This is a genomic window from Streptomyces sp. AK010, from assembly GCF_014207295.1.
GTDB classification, from domain to species: Bacteria; Actinomycetota; Actinomycetes; order Streptomycetales; family Streptomycetaceae; genus Streptomyces; species Streptomyces massasporeus.
The window spans coordinates 92,221-118,197 of the sequence record NZ_JACHCX010000008.1; the positions used below are offsets into that span (position 1 = coordinate 92,221).

The window sequence follows — 25,977 nt, forward strand, 5'->3', positions numbered from 1 at the left end:
CCCTCGGGGCACCGGGGGCGCACATCGCCTGGGTGTGCGCCCGGGGCGTGCGTCAGTCCGCGGCGACGGCCCGCAGCGCGTCCAGGCGTGCCGCGCGCCGGGCCGGGCGCAGCCCCGCCAGGGCGCCGGCGGCGAGTCCCACGAGGGCCACGACGGCCAGTTGGGCGGGTGGCGTCGCGAAGGCGAAGGCACTGTCGCTCGCGCCGCCCGAGGCCCTGACGAGGACCCAGCCGAGGAAGGCGCCGAGGGCGAGCCCGCCGGCCGCGCCGAAGGCGGCGACCCGGACCGACTCCCAGCGGACCATGGCCCGCAGTTGGGCCCGGGTCTGGCCGACGGCCCTCAGCAGGCCCAGTTCGCGGGTGCGTTCGTGGATCGCCAGGGTCCTTGCGGCCGAACTCCTCGTTCAGCACGGACAGTCGGCGCCAGTACTCGTCCTCGTCGATCTCGCCGGAGGCGAAGCGGCGGCCGAGTACGGCGAGGGGCGAGTCGCTCTCGGCGGTGGGCCGCCCCCAGGAGCCGCCGCGGCGTCCGCCCACACCGTGCGGCGCAGCAGCACGATGCCGTCGCCGATCACCAGCGCCCAGATCACCGCAAGGAGCAGGATCCACGGGCCGGGCCCGCCGCCGCCGAAGTTCGCCAGGGTCTGCGTGTCGTCCAACTCCTCGATCGCTTCGTGTGCGGTGTCGCTTTCGAGAGTCGTCCGGCGAGGTCTCCCCGGTCGTCGTACGGCCAGCGGCACCGTGCGTACCCCAGGGGGAGTGGGCGGGCGGGACTCTTCTGTCCCCCGCCCGCTCACTTCTGTAACTACTGGTATGTACAGTGGCACCATGAGCACCTCGGAACGGCTGATCGAGTCCACCCGCGAGCTGCTGTGGGAGCGCGGCTACACGGGCACCAGCCCCAAGGCGATCCTGGAGCGCGCGGACGCCGGGCAGGGCAGCATGTACCACCACTTCAAGGGCAAGCCCGGTCTCGCCCTGGCCGCGATCCGGCGGACCGCCGAGGAGATGCGCGCTACCGCCGCGGGAGTACTCGACGGCCCGGGCACGCCCTACGAGCGCATCGAGGCGTATCTGCGGCGCGAGCGGGACGTGCTGCGGGGCTGCCCGGTCGGCCGGCTGACGATGGACCCGGACGTGATCGCGAGCCCCGAGCTGCGCGCGCCGGTCGACGAGACGCTCGAGTGGCTGCGCGGGCGGATCGCCGGGATCGTCGAAGAGGGCAAGGCGCGGGGCCAGTTCGCGCCCGGCCTGGACGCCGGGGAGATCGCGGCGGCGGTCGTCGCGACCGTCCAGGGCGGTTACGTCCTCGCCCGCGCCTCCGGCTCCCCCGCCGTGTTCGACGCGGGGGTCCGGGGGCTGCTCTCCCTGCTGGCACCCCGGACCTCTTGAGAAGACCTCGATGCACGCCCTGCAGTACGAGATCACCCTGCCCGCCGGGTACGACATGGGCATCATCCGCGACCGCGTCGCCCGCCGGGGGCATGTGCTCGACGACTGGGCCGGGCTCGGCCTCAAGGCCTATCCGATCCGCGAGCGCGGCCTGCGCGGCTCGCCGGTCAACGCCTACGCCCCCTTCTCCCTCTGGAACCGGTCGACGGGATGAACTCCCTCCTGTGGGGCGGCGGGTTCCAGGGAGTCAGCGACGACTTCGGGCGGCCGTCGGCACGCCAGTGGACGGGCCTCGCGTACGAGGAAGGCGACGGCTCGCACGCGCGGTTCGCGGTACGGCACCGCCAACCCGTTCCGGACGGCGCGCCGTTGGCCGAATCCGTGGAGGACGGGGTGGGCGAGGCGCGGCGGCCGGCGGCGCAGGACGGGGCCCTGTGCGCCGCCGCGGCCTTCGACACGAGCCGCTGGGAGCTGTGCACTTCAGCCTCTGGGAGCAGGACTCGCCCAAGGCCGACGGCGAGGTGTTCGAGGTGCTGCGCCTGTCCGCGCCGGGCCGGGACCGGCTGCCCCGGGGACGCCGGTGGTGAGCGCGGTCCGCACCCGCCGCCCGAGCCCGTACGGCGTCCACTGCACGACGGCCCCACCGCCCTGCTCCCGGAACGCCACCAGCTGCGCCCGCGCCGTCGGCACGCTGCGCAGCTCCTGGCCGGGCAGCCGGGGACTGCCGGAGGCCGTACGGGCCCTCGCCGACGCCGGGTTCGGCGACCGGGTGCTGCTGGGCGCGGACACCACCATGGCCGCCGCCCGCTCGGTGGACGGCGGCCCCGGGATGCCCTACCTGCTGCGCCGGGCGCGCCCCCGGCTCGTGCACGCCGTGGGCGAGGAGCTGGTCGAGCGCATCCTCACGGAGAACCCGGGCCGGGCGTTCGGGACCGAGTGGCGCTGACCGGCCTGGTCAACGGGTCTCAGCCGCCGGCCTGATCGCTGTCCTTCAAGGAGCCCCAGCCGTGCCAGCGGTCGACCTCGATCCAGGCGCTGACCCGGCGGCGGTCGCGGTCCGGATAGGGCTTGCCGGTGTAGTGCCGGGCGAGGAGGTCGATGTCGGCCAGGTCCTCGTCGTCGTACATCTCGGTGACGCGGCCGATGAGGGTGACGTGGGTGTACCAGTTGTCGCCGGCGAGGACGGTGAGGGTGACGCGCGGGTCGCGGCGCAGATGCTTCAGCCGTACCCGGCCCTCGTCGAGGTTGATCAGTACACGGCCGTCCTGCCACGCGTACCAGGTGGCGGCGGAGACGGGTGCGCCGTCGGAGCGCAGGGTGGCCATGACGCACGGGTTGGGCCGGCTCAGCAGGCCGTCGGCCTCGGGCGGCAGCGGCGGCTTGGACATGGGGGAACCTCCTAGGAGTCGGTCTTCTCGTCGAAACTGGCGAAGTACGCCGCGACCATGTCCTCGTCGGCGTGGCCCTGGGCGGCGGCACGCTCCATGCGGGCGGCGGCCGCTTCGGCGACGTCCAGGCGGACACCGTGTGCGGTGCCGGCCTCGACGATCAGCCGGGCGTCCTTGGCGGCGGTGCTCACGGCGAACTGGGGCGGCGTGAGCCTGCTCTCGAGAACGAGCTCGGACTTGGCACGCAGATAGCCCATGTCGAGCGGGCCACCGGCGACGAGGTCGAAGAGGCCGCGGGGATCGACGCCGAGGGCCTCGGACAGGGCGAGGGCCTCGCCTGCGGCGGCCGTGACCGCGAGGACCCAGCTGTTGGCGACGAGCTTCAGCCGGGTAGCACCACCCTGCGCCCCGTCCTCGCCGCTCCACACGGTCCGGGCGCCGACGGCGTCGAAGACCGGCGTCACCTTCTCGCGGCCCTCGGTGGGACCGGCCGCGAGCACGGTCAGCTTCCCGGCCTCGGCGGGCTGGCGGGTGCCCAGGACGGGGGCGTCGTAGAAGACCAGGCCGTGCTCGCGGGCGAAGGCGGCCAGCTCGGCGACGCCCTCGATGCCCGCGGTGGTGGACTGCACCCAGGCGGTGCCGGGGCGCAGGGCGGAGGCGGCCTCGCGCATCGTGTCCAGCGCGGCGGGACCGTCGTAGAGGATGGTCAGGACGACATCGGCGTCCTGGACGGCCTGCGCGGGGGTGTCGGCGATCCGCACGCCCTCGGCTGCCAGCGGCTCGGCCCTGGCCCGGGTGCGGTTCCAGGCGTGGACGGTGTGTCCGGCCCGGGCGAGGTTGCGGGCCATCGCCGCGCCCATGATGCCGGTGCCCAGGACGCTCACGGTGAGCTTGTCGGTCATTGCGTCACCTTCCTCGGTGGTGCGGTGCGGACGGATTGCCTGCGACCCAGCCTGCCCGCTCGGCGGCGCGCCTTCCCGGAAGCGGCGCGGCCAAGCCTGATACCGGTGGGGTCAGTCTCGCGCGATCGCGCCCGGTGCCCGCTCACCCCTGCGCGGTCAGCGCCCCCAACGGGTCGTCCAGGACCGGCTGCCAGGCCAGTTCCGCCGCGCCGACCAGGCTGTTGTGGTCGAGGGTGCAGGGCAGGATGGGGACGCCGCCGCTCTGGCCCCACAGGCTGCGGTCGGCCACGACCGCGCGCAGCCGGCCGGGGTCGGCGTCGAGGAGGGTGCGGTGCAGCCCGCCGAGGATGATGCGGTCCGGGTTGAGGATGTTGACCAGGCCGGCGAGGCCCAGGCCGAGGCGGTCGATGAGGGCCTCGGCGGCGGTGCGCACGCCCGGGTCGTCGTAGTGGTGGCGGATCAGGTCGATGGACTGCTGGAGCAGGGACACCTCGGGACCCGGTTCGCGTCCGGCCTCCTTGAGGAAGGCCAGCGGGTCGGTCTCCACGTCGAGGCAGCCGCGGCTGCCGCAGTGGCAGGGTCGGCCCTCGGGGTGCACGGTGAGGTGCCCGACCTCCAGCGCCAGGCCCGAACTGCCCCGGTGCAGGCGGCCGTCGAGGACGAGCGCGCCGCCGACGCCACGGTGGCCGGTGGCCACGCACAGCAGGTCGCGGGAGCCGCGGCCGGCGCCGTGCCGGTGCTCGGCGAGCGCGGCGAGGTTGACGTCGTTCGCGGCGAACGCGGGCCCGTCGAGGCCGGCCGCGCGTACCTGCTCGGCGAAGATGTCCCGGACGGGCGCGCCCGCGGGCCAGGCCAGGTGGAGGGGGTTGAGGGCCAGCCCCTCGGGTTCGGCGACGGCGGAGGGCACGGCGAGCCCCGCCCCCACGCACCGCAGTCCGGTCTCGCGCAGCAACTCGGCGCCGGCCGTGACGACGGAGGCGAGCACCTTGGCCGGGTCGGCGTCGACGACCTCGCAGCCGGGCGCGGTGGCGACGATCCGGCCGCCCAGTCCGACCAGCGCCGCCCGGAACCCGTCGGCGTGCACCTGCGCGGCGAGTGCGACGGGCCCGTCGTCGGCGACGGCCAGTTTGTGGGACGGCCTGCCCTGCGAACCGGCCGCCGCGCCGGGCCGGGCGTCGACCCGGATCAGCCCGAGCGCCTCCAGCTCGGCGGCGACCGCACCGGCCGTCGCCCGTGTCACCCCGAGCTCGGCGGTGAGCACGGCCCGGGTCGGCGCGCGTCCGGTGTGCACGAGTTCCAGTGCGGGTCCGAGTGCTCCGCGCCCCCGGTCCAGCCGTGCTCTCGAGGTGCTCCCGTTCCCCGCCTGCCGGGGGTCCGCCTTCCCGCTCATGAGGGCGAGTCTCCCATGATCCGCCGGGATGGTGGCCGAGCCCGCCTGCCCGGCGGCGGGGAGCAGCGGCGATGCGTGCGGCCGGGCATCAGAGGCCGCTGACCCGGAGGGTGATGTTGAGCCGGCCCGTCAGGCCCAGTGAGGGCGGCGCCGTGCCCGCGTGGACGCGTGGGACCCCGTGGTAGGCCAGGCGGGACGGGCCACCGAAGACGAACAGGTCGCCGCTGCGCAGCTCGACGTCGGTGTGGGGCCGGGTGCGCGTCTCGGTGCTGCCGAAGCGGAAGACGCAGGTGTCGCCGAGACTCAGCGACACCACCGGCGCGTCGGACTTCTCGTCGCTGTCGCGGTGCATGCCCATGCGGGCGTCGGCGTCGTAGAAGTTGATCAGTGCGATGTCGTAGTCCGGCGCGGGCCCGCCGAGGGTGTCGCGGACCGCCCGGCGGCCCAGGTCGCCGAGCCACCCCGGGAACGGCTTGACCGGGGCGCCGTCCCCGTCGGCGACGGTGCGTGCGTAGGCGTACGGGTACCAGTGCCAGCCGAGGCAGACCTGCCGGGCGGTCATGGTGCCGCCGCCGGGTGTGCGGACCGTGCGCAGGCCCGCGGGCGGCCGGGCCCAGTCGCGGCAGGCGTCGAGCAACGCGCGCTGTTGTGCGGCGTCCAGCCAGTCGGGCAGGTGCACGGCGCCGGGCGCGAGGTGCGTACGGGCCCTGGGGAACAGCTCGGCGTCCATGCCTTCCATGGTGCCCGACACGCCCTGAGCTGGGGCTCGGCTAGCCTGGTCGCACGATGAACGACCGTATGACGACGCCGTGGGGCGAGCCGGCGCTGACCCGTTTCCCCGAGGACCCGCGCGACAGCCTGCGCGCCTGGGACGCCTCGGACGCATACCTGCTGAGGCACCTGGCCGAGGAGCGGGTGCCGCTGGACGGCACGGTCGTGGTCGTCGGGGACCGGTGGGGAGCCCTGGTCACGGCGCTCGCCGCGCACCGGCCCGTGCAGATCACCGACTCCCACCTCGCACAGGAGGCGACCCGGGCCAACCTCGCGCGGGCCGGTGTCGAGCCGGGCGCGGTGCGGCTGCTCACCACGCAGGATCCGCCGCCGGAGCGGATCGACGTGCTGCTGGTGCGGGTGCCGAAGAGCCTGGCGCTGCTGGAGGACCAGTTGCTGCGCCTGGCTCCGGCCGTGCACGCGGGGACGGTCGTCGTCGGCACGGGCATGGTGAAGGAGATCCACACCTCGACGCTGACGTTGTTCGAGCGGATCCTCGGCCCGACCCGCACCTCGCTGGCCGAGAAGAAGGCCCGGCTGATCTTCTGCGCGCCGGATCCCGCCCTGGAGCGGCCCGGCAATCCATGGCCGTACGTCTACACGCTGCCGGACGGCATCGGTCCCGCCGCGGGAGGCACGGTCGTCAATCACGCGGGCGTCTTCTGCGCCGACCGGCTCGACATCGGGACGCGGTTCTTCCTGCACCATCTGCCTGAGGCACGGGGCCGCCGGGTGGTGGACCTGGGGTGCGGCAACGGCGTGGTGGGCACCTCGGTGGCGCTGGCCGACCCGGACGCCGAGGTGCTGTTCGTGGACGAGTCCTTCCAGGCCGTCGCCTCGGCCGAGGCGACGTACAAGGCGAACGGCGTGGCGGGGCATGCCGAGTTCCGGGTCGGTGACGGGCTGGCGGGGGTGCCGTCCGGCAGTGTCGACCTGGTCCTGAACAACCCGCCGTTCCACTCCCACCAGGCGACGACGGACGCCACGGCCTGGCGGATGTTCACCGGGGCGCGGCGCGCGCTGCGGCCGGGCGGGGAGCTGTGGGTGATCGGCAACCGGCACCTGGGCTACCACGTCAAGCTGCGCAAGCTGTTCGGCAACAGCCGGCTCGTCGCGAGCGACCCGAAGTTCGTGGTGCTGAAGGCCGTCAAGCGGTAGCGGCGCCGAGGGTCTGGAGGGTCCTCGCCACCGCCCGTGTCATCGCCTGCCGCGCGAGGGTCAGATAGCTGCGCGGGTCGACCGCCTCGGGCCGTTCGACGAGGAACTCCCGGATCGCGCCGGTCAGCGCGATGTTCAGGGCCGTTCCGATGTTGACCTTGGTGATGCCGCCCGCGACCGCAGCCGTGAGTTCGTCGTCCGGGACACCGGAGGAGCCGTGCAGGACGAGCGGGACGTCCAGTGCGGCCGACAGGCGCTTGAGCAGGGCGTGGTCGAGGGCCGCCGTGCGGGTGGTCATGGCGTGGGAGCTGCCGATGGCGACGGCCAGGGCGTCCACACCCGAGTCGGCGACGAAGACTTGGGCCTCGTCGGGGTCGGTGCGGGCGCCGGGGGCGTGCGCGTCCAGCGGGGGTCTGCCGTTCTTGCCGCCGATCTGGCCCAGCTCGGCCTCGATCCAGAGCCCTTGGGCGTGCGCCCGGTCGACCGCCGCCCGGGTCGCGGCGAGGTTGTCCGCGTAGGGCAGCCGGGCCGCGTCGTACATGACGGAGCTGAAGCCGGCGTCCGCGGCCTGGTGCAGCAGGGTGTCGCTCTGCACGTGGTCGAGGTGCAACGCGACCGGGACGGCGGCGTGTTCGGCGGCCGCTACGGCCGCGCGGGCGAGCGGGAGCAGGTGTCCGCCGCGGAACTTGACCGCGTTCTCGCTGACCTGGAGGACGACGGGGGCGCGCACCTGCTCGGCACCCGCGATGACGGCCTCGACGTGCTCCAGGGTGATGACGTTGAAGGAGGCGACGGCCGAGCGAGTGGCCGCGGCGGCGGTGACGAGGTCGCTGGTGGTGGTGAGGGGCACGGGGTCTCCAGGGTCAGGGTTCGAGGATCACCGAGCGCGTCAGGTGGCGCGGGGTGTCGGGGTCCAGCCCGCGGGAAGCGGCGACGGCGACCGCGAGCCGGTGGACGCGGACGAGTTCGGCGAGCGGGTCCAGGGCTCCCGCGATCCACAACGCGCCGGTGCCGCGCACCTGTTCGGCGAGTCCGTCCGGTGCGTCGCCCAGCATCCAGGTGGCCGTGCCCGCGGTGCTGACGCTGATGGGGCCGTGCCGGTACTCCATCGCCGGGTAGGCCTCCGTCCAGGCCAGGGCGGCCTCGCGCATCTTCAGTCCGGCCTCGTTGGCCAGTCCGACGGTCCAGCCGCGCCCCAGGAAGGTGAACTGCCCGCACTCCACGATGCCTTCGGGCAGCGGCTCGGCCAGGGCGGTGCGCGCGTCGGTGACGGCGGTGTCGGGGTGGAGGCCGAGGTGGGCGCGGAACAGGGTGAGGGCCGTGGTCGCGAACCGGGTCTGGACGACGGAGCGTTCGTCCGCGAAGTCCAGGACGGCGAGGGCGTCGGCGGCCGCCTCGACCGGCGTGTCCGGGGCGGCGGTGATCGCGGTGGTGGGGGTGTCGCCCTTCAGGCGGCCCAGCAGGTCCAGGACTTCGGTCGTGGTGCCGGAGCGGGTGAGGGCGACCACCCGGTCGTAGCGGCGGCCGTGGGGGAACTCCGAGGCGGCGAAGGCGTCGGTCTCGCCCTGCCCCGCGCCCTCGCGCAGGGCGGCGGCGGCCTGCGCCATGAAGTACGAGGTGCCGCAGCCGACCATCGCGACCCGCTCCCCCGGCGCCGGCAGCACCTTCACGAATCGGGGCGCCTTCGACGCGGCGCGCGCCCAGCACTCGGGCTGGCTGGTCAGCTCGTCCTCGACATGCGTCATACCGCGCCCTCCTGGCCGCCGCGCTCCTCTGCTTGTTCCTGCAAGATATCGCCAGCTTTCGAGCATCATCAAGCATTCGGACGGGATCGGGTGCGCTAAAGTCGCCAGAGATCGATACGTGGAGGTGCGGATGTCGCGCGACGCCCGCTGGAAGGCGCTGCTGGAACTGCTCGTGGAGCGCGGCCGGCTGGACGTCGAGGACGCGGCGGCGGAGCTCGGGGTGTCGGCGGCGACGATCCGCCGTGACTTCGACGGGCTGGCCGAGCAGCAGATGCTCGTGCGCACCCGGGGCGGGGCGGTCGTGCACGGCGTGTCGTACGAGCTGCCGCTGCGCTACAAGACGGCCCGCCGCGCCTCCGAGAAGCAGCGCATCGCCAAGGCGGTGGCGGATCTGGTCGCGCCGGGCGAGGCGGTCGGGCTCACCGGGGGGACCACCACGACCGAGGTGGCCCGGGCCCTGGCCGTGCGCGGGGATCTGGCGTCCGGGTCGCCCGCGCTGACCGTGGTGACGAACGCGCTGAACATCGCGGGTGAGCTGGTCGTGCGGCCCCAGTTCAAGATCGTGCTGACCGGCGGAGTCGCCCGGCCCCAGTCGTACGAGCTGGTGGGGCCGCTCGCGGACGGGGTGCTCGGGCAGATCACGGTCGATGTGGCGGTGCTCGGCGTGGTCGCCCTCGACGTGACGCACGGCGCCGCGGCGCACGACGAGGCGGAGGCCGCGATCAACCGGCTGCTGTGCGAGCGTGCGGAGCGCGTGGTGGTGGCCGCGGACTCCAGCAAGCTCGGGCAGCGGGCGTTCGCCCGGATCTGCGCGACCGAGGCGGTGGACACGCTGGTCACGGACACGGCGGCGGACGTGGGAGCGGTGCGGCGCTTCGAGGAAGCCGGGCTGCGGGTCATCACGGTCTGACGGCGACTCCATGGCGGCGACCGTCCGGCGGCGGTCGTGCGGCAGCCACGGTCCGACAGCGGCCCTCGACGGCAGTCGTCCGACGGCAGTCGTCCGACGGCAGTCGTCCGACGGCGGCCGTCCGTCGGCGGTTCTAGGCTGGAGCTGAGGCGCCTACCGGGCAGGGAGGCCGTCATGGGCGAAGCCGCACAGGACCGGGGCATGCCGGGCGGCCGGCGCTATGTGCCGATCGCCGAGCACGGGCTGATCGGTGATCTGCGCAGTGTGGCCCTGGTGGGCACCGACGGCACCATCGACTGGTACTGCTGCCCGGCCTTCGACGCGCCGAGCGTGTTCGCCTCGATCCTGGACGCGGAACGCGGCGGCTGCTTCGAGCTGGCGGCGTCGGTGCCGGCGCGGACCAAGCAGTTCTACTTCCCCGACACCAACGTGCTGATCACCCGGTTCTTCACCGAGGACGGGGTGGGTGAGGTGCAGGACTTCATGCCGCTCGGCGGCGGGGCGGCCGAGACCGACCGGCACCGGCTGATCCGGCGGGTGGTGTGCGTGCGCGGCTCCATCCCGTTCCGCACGCGCGTGGCGCCCCGGTTCGACTACGGCTCCCTGCCGCACACCGTCCGGCTGACCGGCGACACCGCGGTGTTCGAGGCGACAGGGCTCGCGCTGGCGCTGACCGCGACCGTGCCGCTGGAGGCCGACGGGTGCGACGTGCGCGGCGACTTCAAACTCTCCGAGGGCGAGACGACGGTCTTCGCGCTGGACAAGGTCGGCGGCGATGTGACGCCCCGGCGGTGCGCGCGCACCGAGGCCGAGGAGCAGTTCGCGGCGACGGTGGCGTACTGGCGGCGCTGGCTGTCGGCGTCCCGGTACAAGGGCCGCTGGCGGGAGATGGTGCACCGCTCGGCCCTGACGCTGAAGCTGCTCACCTACGCGCCGACCGGGGCGATCGTGGCCGCGCCGACGACGAGTCTGCCCGAGGAGCTGGGCGGCGAGCGCAACTGGGACTACCGGTACGTGTGGGTGCGCGACGCGGCGTTCTGCGTCTACGCCCTGCTGCGGCTGGGCTTCACCGGCGAGGCCGAGGCGTTCATGGACTTCGTGACCCGGCACATCAGCCCGGGCGACGGCAAGACCTCCGGCCCGCTGCAGATCATGTACGGCATCGACGGCCGCACCGAGCTGCCCGAGCGCACCCTCGACCATCTGGAGGGCCACCACGGATCGGCCCCCGTACGGGTCGGCAACGCGGCGGCCGACCAGCTTCAGCTCGACATCTACGGCGCGCTGATCGACTCCATCTACCTCTACGACAAGTGGGCCAAGCCCATCTCCAGCGGCCACTGGGACGACGTGTGCGCCCTGGTGGACTGGGTGTCCACGCACTGGGACCAGCCCGACGAGGGGATCTGGGAGACGCGGGGCGGGCGCAGGAACTTCCTGTACTCGCGGCTGATGTGCTGGGTGGCGATCGAGCGGGCCATCCGGATGGCCACCCGGCGCGGCCTGCCCGCCGACCTGCCGCGCTGGCGGGAGTGCCGCGACACGATCTACCGGCGGATCATGAGCCGGGGCTGGTCCGAGGAGCGTCAGGCCTTCGTCCAGCACGAGGACGACGACGTACTGGACGCGGCGGTGCTGATGATGCCGCTGACGAAGTTCATCGCCCCCACCGATCCGAAGTGGCTGTCGACGCTGGACGCGCTCACCGAGGAGCTGGTGTCCGACTCGCTGGTCTACCGCTACGACACCCGGTCCAGCCCCGACGGGCTGCGCGGCGATGAGGGCACGTTCTCCATCTGCTCGTTCTGGTACGTCGAGGCCATGGTGCACGCGGGCCGGATCGACGAGGCGCGCCTGGCCTTCGAGAAGATGCTGACCTACGCCAACCACCTGGGTCTGTACGCCGAGGAGATCAGCCACACCGGGGAGCAGCAGGGCAACTTCCCGCAGGCGTTCACGCATCTCGCGCTGATCAGCGCGGCGTTCAACCTGGACCGGGCGCTCGGCTGACGCTCAGTGTCCGTGACCGTCCTCCGCATGCCCCTCGGGGGTACCGGAGCCGGCCGCCGCTCCCTTGGCGCGGACGGTGAACGCCGCGGTGTGGACCTTGCCGTCGTGCTTGAAGTCGAGGAACAGGCGGTAGGCGCCGGAGCTGGGTGCGGTGGCCGTGAAGGAGATGTCCGGTCCGGGCCTGGTCGTACCGTCGCCGGGTTCGCCGTTCGGGTGGACGTGCAGGTAGGCGAGGTCGCCGGAGCGCAGGGCGACCAGGTGGCCGTAGGCGCCGAGGTAGGGCTGGAGGTCGGTGACGGGCCTGCCGTCACGGGAGACCTTCAGTTTCAGCTCGCTCGCCCTGCCCGGCTGCGGGGCGCCGGACAGCGTCACCTCGTAGCCGTCGACGCGGGCCGTGGTGCTCGCGGGCGGCAGGGGCCGGGCCTCGTACGGGCCGGAGGCGGCGAGGTCCGCGCCGAGGGTGAGATTCTCGGCACTCTGCCCGGCGGGGGTGAAGTCGGCGAAGACGCGGTAGCCGCCCGCGCGGGGCAGGTCCACGGGGGTGCTCCAGGTGCCGTCGGCGGCGCGGGTGGGGTGCAGGTGGCGGTAGGTGACCAGGTCGCGTGAGGCCACGATGAAATGCAGCTCCTTGTCGTGCTCGCGCTGGTAGGCCATGACCGCTCGGCCGTCGGCGTCCCGGACGGTGAAGCGCAGGTCGGCCTGCTTGCCCGCGGTGACGCGCGGGGTGTCGAGGTCGAGCGTGTAGCCGCCCTCGGAGACCTGCAGCCCGCCGGCGGGGGGCGTGTCGTGCCCGCCGTGACCGCCGCCCTCTGCCCGCTCCGGTGTGGGCCGGGTGTGTTCGTCCTCGTGTTTCGGGGGGCTGTCGGCGACGACGGGGTCGATGCCCTGGCCGACGCCGTAGGCCGCGCCGAAGGTCGCTGCCAGTGCGGCGGCGAAGGTGGTGATCCTGAGTCCGGTGTTCATGGCCGTCGGCTCCTTCAGATACCGGTCCCCCGCTCGACCGCGGGGCCTCCATACAGCTCACCATACCCCTGGGGGGTATCGAGTCAAGCGGTTTCGGCGCTTGCGTCGTATACCCCACAGGGGTATACATGAAGTTGGCGAGAGGATACCCCCGCCCCGTATGCACCGCATCTGCCGAACCGCCCCGAGGAGGCACCCGATGCCCACCACCACCTACGCCGTCTCCGGAATGTCCTGCGGCCACTGCAAGGCGACGCTGACCAAGGTCATCGGCGAGCTGACCGGCGTCAGCGGTGTCGAGGTCGACCTCGGCAGCGGCCAGGTCACCGTCACCGGTGCCGCCGAGCCCGACGACGACGTGATCGCGGAGGTCGTCGACGAGGCCGGCTACGCGCTGACCGGGAGGGTCTGAGCCATGAGCACCGGTACATCGACCGGCACCGACGCCGAGGTGGAGCTCGCCATCGGCGGCATGACCTGCGCCTCCTGCGCCGCGCGCGTCGAGAAGAAGCTCAACCGCATGGACGGGGTCACCGCCACCGTCAACTACGCCACCGAGAAGGCCAGGGTCAGCTACTCCGGCGACGTCTCCGTCGGTGATCTGATCGCCACCGTCGAGGCCACCGGCTACACCGCGCAGAAGCCCGCTCCCCCCGCCGGGCGGACCGGCCCGTCCGAGGAGCCCGACGAACTGCGGCCGCTGCGCGAGCGGTTGATCACGGCCGTGGTGCTGTCGGTTCCTGTCGTCGCCATGGCGATGGTCCCGGCGCTTCAGTTCGAGTACTGGCAGTGGCTCTCGCTCACCCTGGCGGCGCCCGTCGTGACCTACGCGGCCTGGCCCTTCCACAAGGCGGCGTTCACCAACGCGCGGCACGGCGCGGCGACCATGGACACGCTGATCTCGGTGGGCACCTCGGCCGCCTTCCTGTGGTCGCTGTGGGCGCTGTTCCTCGGCACGGCGGGCACACCGGGCATGACCCACCCCTTCGAGCTGACCATCGAGCGCAGGGACGGCGCGGGGAACATCTACCTGGAGGCCGCGGCGGGCGTGACCGCCTTCATCCTGGCCGGGCGGTACTTCGAGGCCCGGGCCAAGCGCAAGGCGGGCGCCGCGCTGCGGGCGCTGCTGGAACTGGGCGCGAAGGACGTCACCGTGCTGCGGGCCGACGGCCGCGAACAGACCGTCCCGGTAGCGGGGTTGAGGGCCGGAGACCGCTTCCTGGTCCGCCCCGGCGAGAAGATCGCGACGGACGGGACGGTCGAGGAGGGTTCCTCCGCCGTGGACGCCTCGATGCTCACCGGTGAGTCCGTCCCGGTGGAGGTGGGCGCCGGCGACCCGGTCACCGGCGCCACGGTCAACGTCGGCGGACGGCTCGTCGTGCGGGCCACCCGGGTGGGCGCCGACACCCAACTCGCCCGGATGGCCCGGCTGGTGGAGGACGCGCAGAACGGCAAGGCCGCCGCGCAGCGGCTCGCGGACCGGATCTCCGCGGTGTTCGTGCCGGTGGTGATCGCCCTGGCGCTCGGCACGCTCGGCTTCTGGCTGGGCAACGGCGTCGGGCTGACGGCCGCCTTCACCGCCGCGGTCGCCGTCCTCGTCATCGCCTGCCCGTGCGCCCTGGGCCTGGCGACACCGACCGCGCTGATGGTGGGCACCGGACGGGGCGCCCAGCTCGGCATCCTCATCAAGGGCCCGGAGGTCCTGGAGTCCACACGCCGGGTCGACACGGTCGTCCTCGACAAGACCGGCACCGTCACCACCGGCCGTATGACGCTGCTGGCCGTGCACACCGCCGAGGGCACGGAGGAGGCCGACGTGCTGCGGCTGGCCGGGGCGCTGGAGCACTCCTCCGAGCACCCGATCGCCCGGGCCGTCGCCGACGGGGCGCTGGAGAAGCTGGGCGCGCTGCCGACGCCCGAGGACTTCGCCAACGTCCCCGGGCTCGGTGTGCAGGGCGTCGTCGAGGGCCACGCGGTGCTCGTCGGCCGGGAGCGGCTGCTGGCCGACCGGGCGATGCGGCTTCCCGAGGGCCTGGCCGCGGCGAGGACCGCGGCCGAGGACGCCGGGCGCACGGCCATCGCGGTCGCGTGGGACGGCGAGGCGCGCGCGGTGCTGGAGGTGGCCGACGCGGTGAAGGACACCAGCGCGGAGGCGGTCGGACGGCTGCGGGCGCTCGGCCTCACACCGATCCTGCTGACCGGTGACAACGAGGCGGTGGCCCGGTCCGTCGCCCGCGAGGTGGGCATCGAGGAGGTCGTCGCCGAGGTGCTCCCGCAGGACAAGGTCGACGTCGTCAAGCGGCTCCAGGCCGAGGGCCGGTCGGTGGCGATGGTCGGTGACGGTGTCAACGACGCGGCGGCCCTCGCCCAGGCCGATCTGGGTCTGGCCATGGGCACCGGTACGGACGCCGCCATCGAGGCCGGCGACCTGACGCTCGTGCGCGGCGATCTGCGGGCCGCGGCGGACGCCATCCGGCTCGCCCGCCGCACGCTCGGCACCATCCGCTCGAACCTGTTCTGGGCCTTCGCCTACAACGTGGCGGCCCTGCCGCTGGCCGCCTCCGGCCTGCTCACCCCGATGATCGCCGGGGCGGCGATGGCCTTCTCGTCGGTCTTCGTGGTCGGCAACTCGCTGCGGCTGCGCACCTTCCGGGCCGCCGGCTGAGGCGCCGGCGGATCAGCGGCGGCGCCACACCAGGGTGTAGCGCCAGAACAGCCGGCGGCGCAGACGCACCCCGGGGAGGACGGCCCGGGCCTCGCGCGCGATCTCGGTGAAGGTCAGGTCCGCCGGACGGGTGCGGGCCGTCATCGAGACCGGGCGCGGGGCCGTACGCCCCCGGTTCTTCAGCAACGCCATGACGATGTCGAGCGGGATCGACGCGATGCCGAGCAGGTGATCGACGGGCGTCCGCTCCCGGGCCACACCGACGATCACCAGGGTGCCGCCGGGGGCCAGACGGTCGCGGAAGGTCTCCAGGGCCCGGGTGAACGGCAGATGGTGGACGACGGCGACACAGGTGACGACGTCGTACGACCGGTCACCGAGCCCGGTCAGCGCGTCGGCCACCGCGTACGTCACCGGGGCCGCCGCGGGCGTCAGCCGCCGCGCCCGGGCCGTGATCTCCGGGTCGGCGTCGATGCCGTGCACGCACTCCGCCCGCCCGGCCAGCAGGCGGGCCAGGTCTCCGCTGCCGCAGCCCACGTCCAGGGCACTGCCCACCCGCCCGGGGATCTGCCGCAGGATCCAGCGGTGGAAGTGGGCGTTGTGGTCCCAGGGGCGGGCGGCGTGGAAACGGTCCAGTGCGCGCAGGGCGCGGTGGGGCAGGAGTGACATGCGGTCAGTGTCCCGGCTCACCGGGGTGGGCGTCCGCCGTCTGGGCACCCGGGAGGTACCGGCTCGCAGGGGCGCCGAGCATGCGCCGGGCGTGAGCCGGTACCTTGCTGGGGAAGGCCACTGCGGGGAGAAGCACATGACCGATCCGAGGACCACGAACGCGGACGCCCCCCGTCCGCTCCAGAACACCCGGAACTCCGCGGGCGGACCCGGCCGGCTCCTGGGCGCCGTGTTCGGCGATCTCAGGGCCGTGGACGGCGCCCTCTACGCGGCGGTGGCCGCCACCCCCACGCCGACCCTGGACCGCACGCTGCGCCATCTGTCGCACGCGGCCGACCACTCCAAGATCTCCTTCGCCATCGCCGCCGCCCTGGCCCTGGCCGGCAAGCGGCCGCGCAAGGCCGCCCTCGCCGGTGTCGGCGCGATCGCCGTGGCGTCGGCCTCCGCCAACCTCCTCGGCAAGCGGCTGGTGCGCCGGGCGCGGCCGGACCGGGAGGCGGCCCGGGTGACGGTGGACCGGCACGTCAAGATGCCGACCTCGGCGTCGTTCCCGTCCGGGCACACGGCGTCGGCGGTCGCGTTCGCCACGGCAGTCGGTGTGGTGCTGCCCCCTGCGGCGGTCCCGCTCGGGGCGCTGGCCGGCGCCGTCGGCTACTCGCGCGTCCACACGGGCGTGCACTACCCGGGCGACGTGGCGGCGGGTGCGGTCCTCGGCATCGCGAGCGCGGCAGCGGCCCTGGCGGCAGCGGCGGCCACACCCTCGGCACGGACGCAGGCTCTGCTCACAGCTGCCCGATCGTGGCCGCGGATCAGCATCGTGGGCGCCCTGCGCCGGTGAACCGCGGGTCGGCCGGGGAGCGGGAACACACCCCGCCGCCCGGCGCCCTCGCGGTGACGAACCGTCAGCCGAAGGCCCGCACGGCCTGGTAGTACGTCCAGGCCGTGCTGGTGCAGGAGGTCTTCGTGCCGCTGCCGTAGGCCGCGCAGACCCTCTTGAGGTCCTCGTGGAAGGCGCTGTCGAGCCGGGACTTGTTGGCGCTGAAGGTGCCCGCCGCCTTGTAGTTGCGGTAGCCGAAGTCGTGACGGGCGCAGGACATCGAGAAGGGGAAGCCGAACGGGTTGTCCGGCGAGGAGGAGCAGTAGTCGGTCGACCAGTCGAAGGCGTACGCGGCCCATGCGGCCTGGTTGGCCCGGGCGGCGGCCCAGGTGCTGTAGCTGGACGCGCTGGTCTGCGTCCAGTTCGCGAGCACCTGGGGCTTGTCGGCAGGAGCGGCGCTCGCGCTCGTGGCGGCGCCGACCACGGTGAGGAGGGTCAGAGTCGAGGCGGCAAGACCGGTGGCGAATCTGCGGTGCATCCCACACCTCCATGACGCTGCGACCCGCCCATCGAGCCGCAGGTCCATGACAAGAGGATGACCGCCTCGTCCCCGTGCTCACACCTGATGAGCCCCAATAACTCCTGAACTTCAGGCTATTGAGGGAGAACGGCAGCGGACCGGCGCACGTCGACGGCAGTCAGCGCCAGGGCCAGCGGTCCGGGGGCGAGGAAGGCCAGCGGCAGCAGCATCCAGGCGCAGAGCGCGGCCGTCGCCACGGCGAGCAGGACCAGGCCGCTGCCGCCCACGTCCGCCACGGCGTCCCGCCCGGCCCCGCGCACCGCCGCTCGCCAGTCGGTGAGCGACTCGGGGCGCCCGCAGGCCCGCAGGCCGACCAGCGCCGCGCACCCGCCGATCACCGCGGCCGCGACCGCGAACAGCGGCGCTCCCGGCAGCCCGGCCCGGGCCAGCGCCAGGTCGGCGGCGAGCAGCAGCAGGCCCGCGAGGGCCATGACTCCCGCCACCAGGTCACCGGTGCGCAACCGCCTCCGCAGCAGGGCGAAGTACCGCCCCGCCGTGACGGGTTGGTCCTGTCCCGCGCCGCGCAGCACCGCACAGGCCGTCGACAGCGCGGCCGGGACGGTGACGAGGGGCAGGCAGGCCGCCGCCGTGGCGAGTCCGACACTCAGCACGTCGGCGAAGAGGGTCATGCGCGGGCCGAACACCTCGCCCGCCTCACGTGTCGGCCTCCCGCTCACCCCTTGACTCCGGAGCTGGCCATGCCCTCCACCAGGAAGCGCTGGAAGGCGAGGAAGAACAGCACGATCGGCAGCAGCGCGATCACCGACAGGGCGAACATCGGGCCGAACGCGGAGGTGCTGGAGGCGTCCACGAAGGAGCGCAGCGCCAGGGTGAGGGTGAACTTGTCCGGGTCGAAGAGGTAGATGAGCTGGGTGAAGAAGTCGTTCCAGGTCCAGATGAACGTGAAGATGGCGGTGGTGATCAGGGCCGGCCGGGTGAGCGGCAGTACGACCTGGAAGAAGCTCCGGAAGGGCCCGCAGCCGTCGATCCGGGCCGCCTCCTCCAGCTCGCGCGGCAGGCCGCGCATGAACTGCACGATGAGGAACACGAAGAACGCCTCGGTGGCGAGGAACTTCGGCAGGATCAGCGGCCAGTAGGTGTTCACCAGGCCGAGCTGGTTGAAGATGATGTACTGCGGGATCAGCACCGCGTGGTGCGGCAGCATGATCGTGGCGATCATGAAGGCGAACAGCGGCCCGCGCAAGCGGAACCTGAGGCGGGCGAACGCGTAGGCGGCGAGCGAGCAGCTGATGACGTTGCCGAGGACCGCGCCGCCCGCGATCAGCAGGGAGTTGCCGAGCAGCCGCCAGATGGAGACGTCGTTGACGCCGTCCAGGGCGGTCGTGTAGTTGGACCATTCCAGGTGGCTGGGCAGCAGGTCGAGGCTCGCGATGACCTCGTCGGCGGGTTTGAGCGAGGTGGCCAGCAGCCAGGCCAGGGGGTACAGCATGACCAGCAGGGCGAGCAGGCAGCCGGCGTGCAGGGCGACGCGCCCCCACCGAACGGGCTTGTGGGCAACAGTCGTGGAGGTCACCGGTCCCCCTCTGAGGCGTGGAAGACCCAGGAGCGCGAGGTGCGGAACAGCACCGCCGTGACGATGCCGATCACGAGGAGCAGCACCCAGGCCATGGCGGAGGCGTAGCCCATGTGGGAGGCGACGAAGCCCCGGTCGTAGAGGTACATGGTGTAGACGAGGGTCGAGTCGGCCGGTCCGCCCTTGCCCGCGCTGACCGCGAAGGCCGGGGTGAACACCTGGAAGGCCTGGATGGTCTGGAGGACCAGGTTGAAGAACAGCACCGGGGAGAGCATCGGCACGGTGACGGACAGGAACTGCCGCCATTTCCCGGCCCCGTCGACCGCCGCCGCCTCGTAGAGCTCGGCGGGTATCTGCTGGAGCCCGGCGAGGAAGATGACCATCGGGGCGCCGAACTGCCACACCGTCAGCAGGGCGACGGCCAGCAGCGCCCAGCCGGGCTTGTTGACCCAGCCGCCGGTGCCGAGCAGGTTGTCGACCGTGCCGCCGTCGTTGAAGACCGCCCGCCAGACGAGCGCGATGGACATCGACGCGCCGAGCAGGGAGGGCGCGTAGAACGCGGAGCGGTAGAAGCCCTTGCCGCGCTTCACGCCCTTCAGGGCGAGGGCGACGACGAGGGCCAGCGCGAGTTGCAGGGGCACGGCGACGACGACGTACGTCAGGGTCGTCGCGACCGAGCGCCAGTAGCGGGGGTCCTCGGTGAACATCTGCACGTAGTTGCGCAGGCCCACCCACTGCGGCGGGTTGAACAGGTCGTAGTCGGTGAATGACAGGTACAGCGACACGGCCATCGGCAGCAGTGTCAGGACGATCGCGCCGAGCACCCAGGGTGAGAGGAACACCCAGGCGGCGCCCGCGCGTTCGCGCTTGGGGCGGCGCTTCGGGGTGGTGGCGGGGGCGTGCCTCGCCTCCGGGGGGATCGCGGTGGTGGTCATGACCTCAGCTCCGCCTTCGCCTCGGTGACGTAGTTCTCGGCCGCTTCGCGGGGCGACATGCGCGTGTAGGACACCTGGTCGTAGTCGCGCTGGAAGGTGCTCTGCAGGGCGTTGTCACCCGAGGGCGGCGCCTGGGGCGGGTCCTTGAGCTTGCCTTCCAGGGATGCCTGGTAGTCGGCGATGGTCTTGTCGAAGTCCTTCAGCTCCGGGCCGATCTCGTCCCGGATGCTCTCGTTGACGGGGATGCCGCGGCTCGCGCCCAGGATCTTCGCGGCCTCCCGGTCGTTGATCATGAAGTCGACGAGCTGCGCCGCCTCCTTGGGATGGCCGGTGTTCGCCGAGACGCCGACGAACATGGACGGCTTGAAGTACTGGCCGGGCGTGCCGTCCTCGCCGGACGGCATCGGGGCGAGCGCGACGCCGGACGGGATGAGTGCGAGGAAGCCGCTGGCCGGGGCGTCCCAGTTGGCGTCGGTGACGGACGTGCCGCGGCCCAGCGGGGTGTTTTCGACGGAGCCGTCGAGCTGGGTGGTCTGCTCGGCGGGCGAGACGGCGCCCTCGCGGCGCAGCTTGTCGGTGAAGGTCCACCAGCGGGTGAGGTCGCCGGCGGTGAAGCCGAGCCCCCCGTCCTTCGTGTAGAGGGCCTTGCCCTGGCCGCGCAGCCAGACCTCGAAGGCGTCCTCGCTCTGTCCGGGGTCGGTCGCCCCGGGCTTGCCGGTCTTCTTCGCGAGGGCCCGCATGGTGTCGGCCCATCGGCTCCAGGTCCAGCTCTTGCCGGGCAGCGGGACGCCCGACTTCTTCCAGGCCCGGACGTCGTAGGCGACGGTCTCGGTGCCGCGGCCCTGCGGGATCGCGTACTGCACGTCGTCGACGCGGCCGGTGGCGAGCAGGCCCCGGTCGATCTCGGAGGTGCGCAGGACGGACTTCTGCCCCGCCAGGTCCAGCAGGACGCCGCCGGAGGCGTACTGGTCGATCTGGCGGTAGTCCAGCTGCATCACGTCGGGGGCGTCGCCGCCTGCGGCCTGGGTGGCGAGCTTCTGCTTGTAGGCGTCGTAGCCGGAGAACGACGTCGACACGTCGACGTTCGGGTGCTGCTTCTCGAACAGCGCGACGGCCCGCTCGGTGCGTTCCGCGCGGTCGGGGTTGCCCCACCACGTGTAGCGCAGCACGACCTTGCCGCCTCCGGCGGACTCCCCGGGTCCTCCGCAGCCCGCCAGCACGGCGCACAGTGCCAGTGCGGCGGCCGACGCGCAGAACCCCTTTGTCCTGTGTCCGGGCATGCCGAGGTCACTCCTCTCCTCGGAGATTGGCTGAGACCCCCCGGTCCCCCCGTGCCGCCGCTACTCCTCCTGGTACGGCAGCGTGGTGCCGGGCAGCGCGTACTCGTCGCGCCGGCCGCACATGCCGAAGCCGCCGAGCCGGGTGGGCGCGGCCTCGTGGGCGGTGGCGTCGCCGAGGTAGCCGGGATCGCCGGCGGCCAGGGCGTCGAGCTGGGCGCCGGTGCGCTCCGCGGTGGCCAGGGCGCCCTCCCGCCACAACTTCCGCCAGGTGGGCACCTTGTCGCGCACGATCCGTGCGGCGGCGATCTGGAACTCCAGGTACGGGCCGTTGTCCCCGGCGACGAGGGCCTCGCGCAGCCCGAGGTAGCCCTCGACGGCGAGGTCCCTGCGGCGCCGGGCGGCCGCGGCCGTCTCCGGTCCGGTGCCGGGCGGCAGGGCAGCGGCGGCGGCGTACCGGTCGGGGTCGGCGAGCACCTCGGGCGGGAAGGTGAACACGGCGTCCCCGGCCTCGGGCAGGCCGCTGTTCTGCATCAGCACGGTGATGCGCAGATCGCCGCCCTGCACCATGCGGTGCACGGTGCCCGGCGTGAACCAGGCGATCGAGCCCGCTTCGAGGGGGATGTCCCGGTAGCCGTCGGGGCTCAGCGTCTGGACCGCGCCCCGGCCGCCGGTGACGACGTACGCCTCCGTGCACACCAGGTGCAGATGCGGGCTGCCGCCGCAGACGCCGTCGGCGGCCTCCCAGTCGTAGGCGCTGAGGTGGGACAGGCCGATCGCGCCGGGCAGCGGGTGCACAAGGCCCGCCGGTTTCGGCTCGCTCACCACGGCAGGCCCTCCAGGTGGGTGCCGACCCGGTCGCGGTCCCAGGCGCCGTCGGCGACGACGATCCGGTACCGGTATCCGAAGGACTCGCCCGGCGGCAGCTCGAACTCCTCGAAGAACGCCCAGGAGAACGCGACCGTCGGGAAGGGCTCGGAGCGGACGAACCAGTGCGACTCGTGGATCGGGGACGTCCCGTCGAGGTTCTCGGGCGCGTGCGCGAAGACCAGGGTGGAGTGGCCGTCGACGTCGTCGTGTTCGGTGGTGAAGGCGAGCCAGGGGCCCTGGGTGCCCATCAGCTTGCCCGCGTCGGCGTCGGTGTCCGGGGCGAAGACCGTGCCGCCGGTGAAGTCGCGGGGGCCGCGCCACTGGAGTCCGGTGTAGCCGGCCATGTCACGGCCCGCGGTGGTGGGGGAGCCGAAGGCCAGGGGTGCGGGACGGGTGTTGGTGAGGCGGATCGACCAGTCCAGGGCCCAGGAACCTGCCTCCTCGTCCACCGAGTGGACCGTCAGGCCACGCTCCTCGCGCGCCCACTCCTCGCCACCGTTCTCGATCCAGGTGAGGTTCTCGGTGAGGGCGAGGCGGTCGTCCTCGACTATGAAGTCCGCGAAGCCGTCGTGCCGCATCGAGCCGACGCGCTCGGGCAGGGGGAGGTAGCCCCGGCCGTGGACGTAGCAGTTGCCGCCCCAGAAGTTCTGGCCGGACAGATGGCTCGCGGTCATCTGCAGGCCCTTGTGCCAGCGGTGGTCGTTCGGGCGGTAGCCGGTGACCGTGCGGCCCGAGAGGGTGCGCACGGGGTGGGCGTAGGGCTTGCGGGACTCGAAGGGGTCCGGGTCGGGGCGGTAGACGTAGCGGAGGATCTCCGTGCCGCCTGCGGTGACGGCGATGTCCTCGCCGTGCGTGTGGGTGACGCGGATGGTCATGCGCGCTCCTTGGGGGCCCAGTCGGGGTACTCGCCGTGCATGGCCTCGTAGAAGGGGTCGCCGGGGCGGATCTCCCCCGCGCGCACCGAGTGGCCGGTGAACGCCGCCTTGTACAGGGCGGCGGCGAACTCCAGGGTGGCGCGGGCGTCGTGGCCGCTGCCCGGGGGCCGGGTGCCGGTGTCGTGGGCGTCGAGGAGCGCGCCCAGCTGCGCGGTGTGCGAGCTGGGCACGTCGGCCGCGGGGGTGCGCCAGGCGGTGGCGCGCTCGGAGGCGACGTGCGGGGCCGGGGTGTAGGCCCAGCTGTCGTTGCCGTGGCCGTACAGGTGGGTGAGCTCGACGGTGGCGTCCGCGCAGTCGATGCGGATGCGGCTCACCTCGTCCGGGGAGAGCACGCTGTTGACGACCGTGGCGAGGGCGCCGCTCCTGAACCGCACCAGGGCGGTGGAGACGTCCTCGCTCTCGGTGTCATGGACCAGGCGCGCGGCCATCGCCTGGATCTCCTCCCACTCACCGAGCAGGTGCAGCATCAAGTCGTACTGGTGGATGCCGTGGCCCATGGTGGGGCCGCCGCCTTCGCTGGCCCACTTCCCGCGCCAGGGCACCGCGTAGTATGCGGCGTCCCGGTGCCAGGTGGTCTGGCAGTGCGCGACCAGCGGGGCGCCCAGCTCGCCGCTCGTGATCAGTTCGCGGGCGTGCACGGCGCCGGATCCGTAGCGGTGCTGGAAGACGACGGCCGCGTACGCGCCGGAGGCCTCCTCGGCGGCGGCGATCTCGTCGTACTCGGCGAGCGACAGGGTCAGCGGCTTCTCGCACAGCGCCCAGGCGCCCGCCTTCAGCGCGGCCACCGTCTGGTCCCGGTGCAGCCAGGGCGGCGTCCCGATGAGGACGAGGTCGGGGCGTACGGCGTCCAGCATCGCGTCCATCGAGGTGAACCCGGCGACCTGCGCACCGGCCAGCTCACGGAAGGCGTCGAGGCGCTCCCGGTCCACGTCGACGGCGGCCACCAGTTCCACCCGGTCGGAGTGGGCCCGCAGCGCGGGCAGATGGCTGCCGCTGACGATGGCGCCGGTGCCGACGACGGCCACGCGGCGGCGGGCGGGAGACCCTGGGGTCACGGACATGCGGCGCTCCTCGGACAACCGGCGGACCTGCGCTTGGAAAGCGCTTGCACTCGGAAGGACCCTAGGCGCGCGAGAATGTCTGGACAACCCCCCTGCAGCGACCTGCACAAGGTCTGCCCGAGCATCGCCCCAGCTTGGGGCGGAGATTCGGGTCGTTGCTCCCGCCACGGAAACGCACTCCCGGTTTACACAACACACCGAGGCTGTCCGCGCGAGGTGTCCCCCTCCCGCCCGGTCACGCGAGGGGGCCGATCAGCACACGGCGTACGGCGTCCACGGTTCGGCACGCGCCGACGACACGGTCGAGCGGTCCTCGCGAGGGGGCGCGGCGCCGGCCGGCACGGGACATCGTCCGCGCGGCGCGCGGGGAGCGGCTCAGCCCGTGAGCCGCCGCCTCCGTGAAGTCGCCGCACGCAGCACTTACAGTGGCTGCCTGTGATCGGAGGGTGACTTCCCGCCGGGCGGGACGAGCCCGCCGCCCAGCCCACCTCATCGGAGTCACCATGGCCCCGTCCACGCATTCTCCCCGCCCACGCCGCTCCGGGCCGTCGACCCTGCTGATTCTGATCCCCCTCGCGGTTTTGATCCTGGCGGCGGTGTCCGTGGGGTCGTGGCTGCAGTACACCGAGCGGCAGACGAAGGACACGGTGCACACGGTCGGGTCCCGGGCCGTCGACCGGGTGGACGTGGAGGCCACCGTCCAGAGCGTCGACGCCGCGGCCGGTGAGCTCGTCCTGCGCGTCAGAGTCAGCCCGCGCGGGGCCCTGGGCGAGGAGGAGGGGACCGCCCCGGTGGCCGGCCTCAGCCTCCAGACGTCCGGGGCGACCCTCAGCGACCTGGCGTTCGAAGCGCACGAGCGACTCGCGCCGAAGGACGTGCGAGTCGCGATCACGGGTGGATCGATCAGCGACTACCCGTTCGACACCTACGACACCGACGTCGAGTTCTGGGCCGTGCAGGGCGGCGAAACGGTGCCGGTGCGGATGCTCTTCTCCAACGCCGAAACCCTCTTCTCCGTTGCGGTGACACCCCCGCCGTCCGGGCAGGAGGCCGCCGTGGCGCTGAAGCTGTCCCGGTCGGGCAGCCTGCTCACCTTCGCGGTCTTCATGATGGTCGCGATGTGGGCGCTGGCGTCGTCCGTGCTCCTCGGGGCCTGGTACCTGACGACCCGCCGACAGGGCCTGGTCTGGCCCGCCCTCGCCTGGATGGCCGCCACGCTGTTCGCCCTCGCGGCGTTCCGCAACACCGCCCCCGGCACTCCGCCGATCGGCTGCGTGATGGACTGGTTCGCCTTCTTCTGGGCCGAGGCCGTCGTCGCCCTGTGCCTGATCGTCGTGGTCGCCTTCGGCATCCAAACCGCCCTGCGCGCGGCCGACACGCAAGGCGCCTGAGACCCGGCGTCCGGATGGCCGCTCGCAACAGCGAACGGCCCTGGTGGTCACCACGCGTGAGCGGGTGACCACCAGGGCCGGTCCGGTCGGGTCAGGACTTGACGATCTTGCGTACGTTCTCCACGGAGCCGCACCCGGCCTTCAACTGACGCTCACGCTCCCGCACGAACGCCAGGCCGAGCTCCTCGCGTCGCTCCATCGCCACGTTCTCCCGGGCGCCGTTGAGGATGGTGCGCTCCTCCTCGTCGGCGTGGTGGTTGACGGCCTCCACCAGCTCCTCGAGCTTCGAGTCCCACTCGTCGGAGCCGACCTCCTCGATCCCGAGGAGCTCCAGGAGGGCCTCGTTGCCCTCGTCGTGCTCGTGCTCGCCGTGCTCGACCTCTTCGTCATCGATGTTCTTGTACCGCTTGAGCGCCGGATAGACCTCGGCCTCCTCGGCCTGCGCGTGCGCGATCAGCAGGTCGGCGAACTCCCGCAACGCACCCGCCCGGTCGTCCTCGACGCTCCGCATGCGACGGAACAGGTCCTCCATGCGCCGGTGGTCCTGAAGAATGAGTTCTACGACGTCTTTTGTGTCGGCCATGGAAATGGAACGCCTTTCCCAGAAGTGAATCG

At 72.9% G+C, this 25,977-nt stretch carries 25 protein-coding genes and 5 pseudogenes; 10 read left to right on the forward strand and 20 right to left on the reverse strand.

What is annotated here, in order from left to right:
* Window positions 1-52: 52 nt before the first annotated feature.
* Window positions 53-382, reverse strand: a pseudogene (locus HDC93_RS17460) (FtsX-like permease family protein); the annotation flags it as partial.
* A pseudogene (locus HDC93_RS17465) lies at window positions 375-658 on the reverse strand (SHOCT domain-containing protein); the annotation flags it as partial. The pseudogenes HDC93_RS17460 and HDC93_RS17465, both read right to left, overlap by 8 nt.
* Before the next feature lie 169 nt (window positions 659-827).
* Here HDC93_RS17465 and HDC93_RS17470 point away from each other — a divergent pair.
* Window positions 828-1,391, forward strand: coding sequence for a TetR/AcrR family transcriptional regulator (locus tag HDC93_RS17470; protein WP_185011835.1), 564 nt, complete (start codon window positions 828-830; stop codon window positions 1,389-1,391).
* Window positions 1,392-1,401: 10 nt separating this feature from the next.
* Window positions 1,402-1,978: pseudogene (locus HDC93_RS17475) on the forward strand (DUF4865 family protein).
* Between the two features lie 13 nt (window positions 1,979-1,991).
* Here HDC93_RS17475 and HDC93_RS38430 read toward each other — a convergent pair.
* Window positions 1,992-2,105 (reverse strand): annotated as a pseudogene (locus HDC93_RS38430) (phosphotriesterase); the annotation flags it as partial.
* Between the two features lie 7 nt (window positions 2,106-2,112).
* On the opposite strand from HDC93_RS38430, the pseudogene HDC93_RS17480 reads away from it, so the two are divergent.
* Window positions 2,113-2,337: pseudogene (locus HDC93_RS17480) on the forward strand (phosphotriesterase); the annotation flags it as partial.
* 19 nt (window positions 2,338-2,356) lie between these two features.
* Here HDC93_RS17480 and HDC93_RS17485 read toward each other — a convergent pair.
* The 4 genes from HDC93_RS17485 to HDC93_RS17500 all read right to left on the reverse strand — a co-directional run bounded on the left by HDC93_RS17485 (window position 2,357) and on the right by HDC93_RS17500 (window position 5,801).
* Window positions 2,357-2,779: a PPOX class F420-dependent oxidoreductase gene (locus HDC93_RS17485; RefSeq protein ID WP_185011836.1), complete on the reverse strand. Its 423-nt coding sequence runs from the start codon at window positions 2,777-2,779 to the stop codon at window positions 2,357-2,359.
* A gap of 11 nt (window positions 2,780-2,790) precedes the next feature.
* Window positions 2,791-3,717, reverse strand: coding sequence for an NAD(P)-dependent oxidoreductase (locus HDC93_RS17490; RefSeq protein WP_398985514.1), 927 nt, complete (start codon window positions 3,715-3,717; stop codon window positions 2,791-2,793).
* Window positions 3,718-3,823: 106 nt separating this feature from the next.
* Entirely contained in the window at window positions 3,824-5,071 is a 1,248-nt protein-coding gene (locus HDC93_RS17495) for an ROK family protein (protein WP_185011838.1), read from the reverse strand.
* An 88-nt stretch (window positions 5,072-5,159) separates the two neighbouring features.
* Complete coding sequence (locus tag HDC93_RS17500; protein WP_185011839.1) at window positions 5,160-5,801, reverse strand: alpha-ketoglutarate-dependent dioxygenase AlkB; 642 nt, start codon at window positions 5,799-5,801, stop codon at window positions 5,160-5,162.
* 68 nt (window positions 5,802-5,869) lie between these two features.
* Here HDC93_RS17500 and HDC93_RS17505 point away from each other — a divergent pair, with 68 nt between their 5' ends.
* Window positions 5,870-7,000: a methyltransferase gene (locus tag HDC93_RS17505; RefSeq protein WP_185011995.1), complete on the forward strand. Its 1,131-nt coding sequence runs from the start codon at window positions 5,870-5,872 to the stop codon at window positions 6,998-7,000.
* Here HDC93_RS17505 and HDC93_RS17510 read toward each other — a convergent pair.
* Together HDC93_RS17510 and HDC93_RS17515 are read right to left on the reverse strand one after the other, a co-directional pair.
* Complete coding sequence (locus HDC93_RS17510; RefSeq protein ID WP_185011840.1) at window positions 6,990-7,850, reverse strand: class II fructose-bisphosphate aldolase; 861 nt, start codon at window positions 7,848-7,850, stop codon at window positions 6,990-6,992. The genes HDC93_RS17505 and HDC93_RS17510 overlap by 11 nt on opposite strands.
* 13 nt (window positions 7,851-7,863) lie before the next feature.
* Window positions 7,864-8,745, reverse strand: a complete 882-nt coding sequence (locus HDC93_RS17515) for an SIS domain-containing protein (protein ID WP_185011841.1) — start codon at window positions 8,743-8,745, stop codon at window positions 7,864-7,866.
* A gap of 130 nt (window positions 8,746-8,875) precedes the next feature.
* Between HDC93_RS17515 and HDC93_RS17520 the strand changes: the two genes are divergently transcribed.
* Window positions 8,876-9,655: a DeoR/GlpR family DNA-binding transcription regulator gene (locus tag HDC93_RS17520; protein ID WP_185011842.1), complete on the forward strand. Its 780-nt coding sequence runs from the start codon at window positions 8,876-8,878 to the stop codon at window positions 9,653-9,655.
* 174 nt (window positions 9,656-9,829) lie between these two features.
* Window positions 9,830-11,665 carry a glycoside hydrolase family 15 protein gene (locus HDC93_RS17525; protein WP_398985411.1) on the forward strand — a complete coding sequence of 612 codons (1,836 nt, stop codon included), beginning with the start codon at window positions 9,830-9,832 and terminating at the stop codon, window positions 11,663-11,665.
* Window positions 11,666-11,668: 3 nt separating this feature from the next.
* Here HDC93_RS17525 and HDC93_RS17530 read toward each other — a convergent pair whose 3' ends face one another.
* Window positions 11,669-12,628 carry a hypothetical protein gene (locus tag HDC93_RS17530; RefSeq protein WP_185011843.1) on the reverse strand — a complete coding sequence of 320 codons (960 nt, stop codon included), beginning with the start codon at window positions 12,626-12,628 and terminating at the stop codon, window positions 11,669-11,671.
* 199 nt (window positions 12,629-12,827) lie between these two features.
* On the opposite strand from HDC93_RS17530, the gene HDC93_RS17535 reads away from it, so the two are divergent.
* On the forward strand, window positions 12,828-13,040 hold the full coding sequence (locus tag HDC93_RS17535) for a heavy-metal-associated domain-containing protein (RefSeq protein ID WP_185011844.1): 213 nt from the start codon (window positions 12,828-12,830) through the stop codon (window positions 13,038-13,040).
* A gap of 3 nt (window positions 13,041-13,043) precedes the next feature.
* Window positions 13,044-15,293 carry a cation-translocating P-type ATPase gene (locus HDC93_RS17540; protein ID WP_185011845.1) on the forward strand — a complete coding sequence of 750 codons (2,250 nt, stop codon included), beginning with the start codon at window positions 13,044-13,046 and terminating at the stop codon, window positions 15,291-15,293.
* Window positions 15,294-15,305: 12 nt separating this feature from the next.
* Here HDC93_RS17540 and HDC93_RS17545 read toward each other — a convergent pair whose 3' ends face one another.
* Window positions 15,306-15,962 carry a bifunctional 2-polyprenyl-6-hydroxyphenol methylase/3-demethylubiquinol 3-O-methyltransferase UbiG gene (locus HDC93_RS17545; protein ID WP_185011846.1) on the reverse strand — a complete coding sequence of 219 codons (657 nt, stop codon included), beginning with the start codon at window positions 15,960-15,962 and terminating at the stop codon, window positions 15,306-15,308.
* Between the two features lie 136 nt (window positions 15,963-16,098).
* Here HDC93_RS17545 and HDC93_RS17550 point away from each other — a divergent pair, with 136 nt between their 5' ends.
* Window positions 16,099-16,800, forward strand: coding sequence for a phosphatase PAP2 family protein (locus HDC93_RS17550; RefSeq protein ID WP_185011847.1), 702 nt, complete (start codon window positions 16,099-16,101; stop codon window positions 16,798-16,800).
* Window positions 16,801-16,864: 64 nt separating this feature from the next.
* Here the strand turns inward: HDC93_RS17550 and HDC93_RS17555 are convergent, their stop codons facing one another.
* The 8 genes from HDC93_RS17555 to HDC93_RS17590 all read right to left on the reverse strand — a co-directional run bounded on the left by HDC93_RS17555 (window position 16,865) and on the right by HDC93_RS17590 (window position 23,971).
* Window positions 16,865-17,317: a phospholipase gene (locus HDC93_RS17555; protein WP_185011848.1), complete on the reverse strand. Its 453-nt coding sequence runs from the start codon at window positions 17,315-17,317 to the stop codon at window positions 16,865-16,867.
* A 116-nt stretch (window positions 17,318-17,433) separates the two neighbouring features.
* Complete coding sequence (locus HDC93_RS17560; RefSeq protein WP_185011849.1) at window positions 17,434-17,988, reverse strand: hypothetical protein; 555 nt, start codon at window positions 17,986-17,988, stop codon at window positions 17,434-17,436.
* Window positions 17,989-18,032: 44 nt separating this feature from the next.
* Complete coding sequence (locus tag HDC93_RS17565) at window positions 18,033-18,893, reverse strand: carbohydrate ABC transporter permease (protein WP_185011850.1); 861 nt, start codon at window positions 18,891-18,893, stop codon at window positions 18,033-18,035.
* Window positions 18,890-19,828 (reverse strand): carbohydrate ABC transporter permease, encoded by a 939-nt coding sequence (locus tag HDC93_RS17570; protein ID WP_185011851.1) that lies wholly within the window; start codon window positions 19,826-19,828, stop codon window positions 18,890-18,892. The genes HDC93_RS17565 and HDC93_RS17570 overlap by 4 nt, the downstream gene beginning before the upstream one ends.
* A complete protein-coding gene (locus HDC93_RS17575) occupies window positions 19,825-21,108 on the reverse strand; it encodes an ABC transporter substrate-binding protein (RefSeq protein WP_185011852.1) in 1,284 nt (427 codons plus the stop codon). The genes HDC93_RS17570 and HDC93_RS17575 overlap by 4 nt, the downstream gene beginning before the upstream one ends.
* A 60-nt stretch (window positions 21,109-21,168) precedes the next feature.
* Window positions 21,169-21,933, reverse strand: a complete 765-nt coding sequence (locus HDC93_RS17580) for a cupin (RefSeq protein ID WP_185011853.1) — start codon at window positions 21,931-21,933, stop codon at window positions 21,169-21,171.
* A complete protein-coding gene (locus tag HDC93_RS17585; protein ID WP_185011854.1) occupies window positions 21,927-22,850 on the reverse strand; it encodes a PmoA family protein in 924 nt (307 codons plus the stop codon). The genes HDC93_RS17580 and HDC93_RS17585 overlap by 7 nt, the downstream gene beginning before the upstream one ends.
* On the reverse strand, window positions 22,847-23,971 hold the full coding sequence (locus tag HDC93_RS17590) for a Gfo/Idh/MocA family protein (protein ID WP_185011855.1): 1,125 nt from the start codon (window positions 23,969-23,971) through the stop codon (window positions 22,847-22,849). The genes HDC93_RS17585 and HDC93_RS17590 overlap by 4 nt, the downstream gene beginning before the upstream one ends.
* Window positions 23,972-24,474: 503 nt before the next feature.
* On the opposite strand from HDC93_RS17590, the gene HDC93_RS17595 reads away from it, so the two are divergent.
* Window positions 24,475-25,362, forward strand: a complete 888-nt coding sequence (locus HDC93_RS17595; RefSeq protein ID WP_185011856.1) for a DUF4436 family protein — start codon at window positions 24,475-24,477, stop codon at window positions 25,360-25,362.
* Window positions 25,363-25,453: 91 nt separating this feature from the next.
* Here the strand turns inward: HDC93_RS17595 and HDC93_RS17600 are convergent, their stop codons facing one another.
* On the reverse strand, window positions 25,454-25,945 hold the full coding sequence (locus tag HDC93_RS17600; protein ID WP_185011857.1) for a hemerythrin domain-containing protein: 492 nt from the start codon (window positions 25,943-25,945) through the stop codon (window positions 25,454-25,456).
* Between the last annotated feature and the right edge of the window lie 32 nt (window positions 25,946-25,977).